The organism is Flavobacterium sp. (genome assembly GCF_023151265.1).
In the GTDB taxonomy this organism is placed as follows: domain Bacteria; phylum Bacteroidota; class Bacteroidia; order Flavobacteriales; family Flavobacteriaceae; genus Flavobacterium.
The window spans coordinates 1-3,440 of sequence record NZ_JAKLJH010000190.1 but is presented as its reverse complement, the minus strand read 5'-3'; the positions used below and the strand labels follow the sequence as shown (position 1 = coordinate 3,440).

Below are 3,440 nucleotides of genomic sequence, written 5' to 3'. Positions count from 1 at the left end.
TGAACACATTCACTACAATGCCCAAATGAGTAGCAAATTAATTCGTGAGTTTTGTGTTTTAGATGAGGTTTCGTTGCAATTACTAAAAACTGCGATGGAACGTTTGAATTTATCCGCAAGAGCTTATGATAGAATTTTAAAAGTTTCAAGAACGATTGCCGATTTAGAGAATTCTGATTCTATTCAATCGCATCATATTGCTGAAGCTATTCAGTACAGAAGTTTGGATAGGGAAGGGTGGTTAGGCTAATTTGAAAAGTAATTATTGAATTCTTCTAGAAGCAATTAGAAGAATTCAATAATTTAAAAAATATCTTGTTTGGAATCTATTTGAATCCATTTTTTGTTACTATTGAGTTTAAAAGAACCAATGTGTTCTTTATTCCAATGATTTGGATGAATTAATGAAAGAAAATTAGAACCATCTTTAGCTAAATACAAATGATAGATTTCGCCAATTATGGGTTCAAATGAATATTTGGCATTGTATAAAATTTCATTCCATTCGTATTCTTGCATTAATTTTTCATACTCGGCTTTTAGTTCGTTAAACTTACTTTCAAATTCTTTATTCACGTTTCTAATGCCAATATTTTTCCAATCCACAACATTATCCATTTTAATTGCTGGAGCACCAACACTTGTAGGATATGCTAGAACATTTGCATTATAGCCGTTTTCTTCAGAAAAAACTACATTATCAGGAATTTTGCTTTTCATCTTATCTTTTTGAAATTTTGTTATTAGTAATAGCTCTTTGAAGTTTGCATTTGAATCTATCAATGCCTTCAACTCGTTTGGCTAAATGTTTTGTTTTGCAATTTTCAACCCTATTTCTCCACAATTTATAACTGCTGAATTTGAGTTCTTTTTTCATTAAAGCCTTAACATCTGATTCACTCAAGCCAAATTGAAATTTTATTGCATCAAAAGGAGTTCTGTCTTCCCAAGCCATTTCTATTATTCTATCAATTTCAATATCGGTGAAGTCTTTTTTGGACGAAACATTCATTTTGTTTAAAATTTAATTAAAAAAGATAAACAAAATTACAAAAAAAAATAGTTTAAAAGGGAATAGATTTTAATTATTTATGTTTTTTCCAATATTTTACACCATAGCTACAAAAAATCTCTTGTTGGGATTTGATTTTCTTTGTAGCTACGATGCAAACATTATCATCATCGTCTAATGTGATTTTGGAATTATTTTTGAATGCTGATTTGGAGAAAGCTTCAGCATCATTGGCATACTTGGCAAAGCAATCAACATTCATTGAATCTAATATTGAACCGTCTAGCATGTTAATGAAATAGCGGTCATTTCCTTCAGAAACTCTTTTTTGAGCTTCTTTATTGGATAAAATTTCTCCTTTAAAAAGTGAGATAATTTCATTTGGATAGATGTCAATTGCTGTAAATAAACCTTTTCCAGCATTTGGTATTTGAGAATCTTGAATATATAAATAATCAGATTCTGGTGCTTCAATTTTCAAAATGATTATAGTTCTTCTGCAAACGTATCGCCTAATCGAATATCGCCCGATTTAAAGCCTTTCATAAACCATTTCATTCGTTGTTCAGATGAACCATGAGTAAATGAATCAGGAACAACGTGACCTTGCATTTTACTTTGAATTGCGTCGTCACCTACAGCGTGTGCAGCACTTAAGGCTTCTTCAATATCACCTTCTTCTAAATATTTTTGGTTGTAATGCGCCCATAATCCGCCATAAAAATCGGCTTGTAATTCTAAACAAACGGATAATTTATTGGCTTCGGTTTCGCTTTTTGTTTGTTGTAATTTTCTAACTTTTCCCGAAGTTCCAAGAATTGTTTGCACATGATGTCCTACTTCGTGAGCAATTACATAAGCTATGGCAAAATCACCACCTTTAGCGCCAAAACGGGTTCTTAATTCTTCAAAAAATGCTAAATCCATATACACTTTATGGTCGCCAGGACAATAAAATGGTCCTGATGCTGAACTTGCACCACCACAAGCAGTTTCTACTGAACCTGTGAACAATACCATTTTTGGTTGTTCGTATGTTCCTAGATTATTTTCTTCAAATATTTTGGTCCAAATATCTTCTGTATCAGCAAAAACGGTTGAAACGAATTCGCCCATTTCTTTTTCTTCAGCTGTAAGTTCTCTTTGTTCTACTTGTTCGGTTTGTTGTGCACCTTGACTTTGTTGAATGGTATCAACAAATGGAGCTGCTTCTGGGAAAAACATTTTTACGAGAAAAAATACGATTGCGATGGCTCCACCACCTGCAATAACTTTTCCTCCGCCCGACATTCCTCTTCTGTCTTCTACGTTGTCACTTTGACGTCTACCTCTCCATTTCATATAAAATATTTTTTAAATTATTAAAATCCGAAACGAACTCCTAAATATAAATCGGCTTGTTTTCCACTATCAGCTAAAGCTGTAAAAACACTGTTTGATCCTATGAAAAATCCAGCTAATCTAAAACCAATTCCACTTGTAAATCCTGAAATTTCATTTGCTGCCAATGGTGCATAAGCTTCAAACCATTTTGATGTAAATCTTGGGATTAAAGTGTACGAATTTTGAGTCGTGATGAAGTCACTTTTGCTATCATCACTCACTTTTTGATTGATGCTTCCTGTTACAAACCATTTTTTGGTTAATCTAACATCGGCATAAGCATTAATTACGGTTGGTAATTTCACGGTATAGTCAGCAGTGCTTGATGTTGATTGAAAATAAGCTGCATTTGCAGGATCATTCAAAATTGCTTCAATTTCAGATAAACTTTCTGCATTTTCAAACTGATTTAAATCTAAGCTTTCAAAATCATCAACGTTTAAAATGTAGTTTTTACTTAAGTTGTTATCCGATTTAAAAGTCATCGAACCTATGTTTTTAATTGAAAGACCAGCATTTAATCGGTAACTATTTGCATCATTTTCATCTTTCCAACGGTAATTAACAGCTATATCTGTTGCAAATCCGTTAATTCCTTGAGAGAAAAATTCGTTATAGTTTCCTTGGTCGTTATAATCATTCGCTAAAACTCCAGCGTACGCAATGTTAATGTTTGCTGAAGCGTCAACAAGTGAAATATCTCCAAAATTATTTACAATAGTTCCGTTTAAATTATCTGCAGAAAAGTTGGCATAAGCTCCAGGAAATAATAAACGTAAATTGGCTCCAACATTCAATTTATGTTTAGGTAAATCGATTAAGTTTCTAGCAATTGTTAAATCAATTTCTCCCCAAGTGGTGGCATTTAATCTTTGATTGTCATTTGAAGAAATAGCAGTTTGAGAGAAAAAATCACTTAAATTACCATTCTGAATTGCATCTCCTAATTTTGAATCTACATTAATAGCATTTGCTTTTATGTTTGCTACAGAGGTAATTCCAAAACCCCATTTTTGATATTTAAATGCAAAAGAAGGACCAAGAA

At 32.4% G+C, this 3,440-nt stretch carries 5 protein-coding genes and 1 pseudogene; 1 reads left to right on the top strand and 5 read right to left on the bottom strand.

The genetic code is table 11. The features are described from left to right. A pseudogene (locus L6Q46_RS13195) lies at positions 1 to 250 on the top strand (magnesium chelatase); the annotation flags it as partial. 53 nt (positions 251 to 303) lie between these two features. Here the strand turns inward: L6Q46_RS13195 and L6Q46_RS13190 are convergent. The 5 genes from L6Q46_RS13190 to L6Q46_RS13170 form a co-directional block, all read right to left on the bottom strand. After that, entirely contained in the window at positions 304 to 720 is a 417-nt protein-coding gene (locus L6Q46_RS13190) for a DUF2452 domain-containing protein (RefSeq protein ID WP_291284694.1), read from the bottom strand. A gap of 1 nt (position 721) precedes the next feature. Next, positions 722 to 1,012 carry a TIGR03643 family protein gene (locus L6Q46_RS13185; RefSeq protein WP_291284693.1) on the bottom strand — a complete coding sequence of 97 codons (291 nt, stop codon included), beginning with the start codon at positions 1,010 to 1,012 and terminating at the stop codon, positions 722 to 724. A 73-nt stretch (positions 1,013 to 1,085) separates the two neighbouring features. Next, positions 1,086 to 1,493, bottom strand: a complete 408-nt coding sequence (locus L6Q46_RS13180) for an SET domain-containing protein (protein ID WP_291284692.1) — start codon at positions 1,491 to 1,493, stop codon at positions 1,086 to 1,088. A 5-nt stretch (positions 1,494 to 1,498) separates the two neighbouring features. After that, positions 1,499 to 2,353 carry a neutral zinc metallopeptidase gene (locus L6Q46_RS13175; protein WP_291284691.1) on the bottom strand — a complete coding sequence of 285 codons (855 nt, stop codon included), beginning with the start codon at positions 2,351 to 2,353 and terminating at the stop codon, positions 1,499 to 1,501. A gap of 20 nt (positions 2,354 to 2,373) precedes the next feature. Continuing rightward, positions 2,374 to 3,440 (bottom strand): hypothetical protein (locus L6Q46_RS13170; protein WP_291284690.1); only part of this gene is annotated, 1,067 nt, incomplete at its 5' end.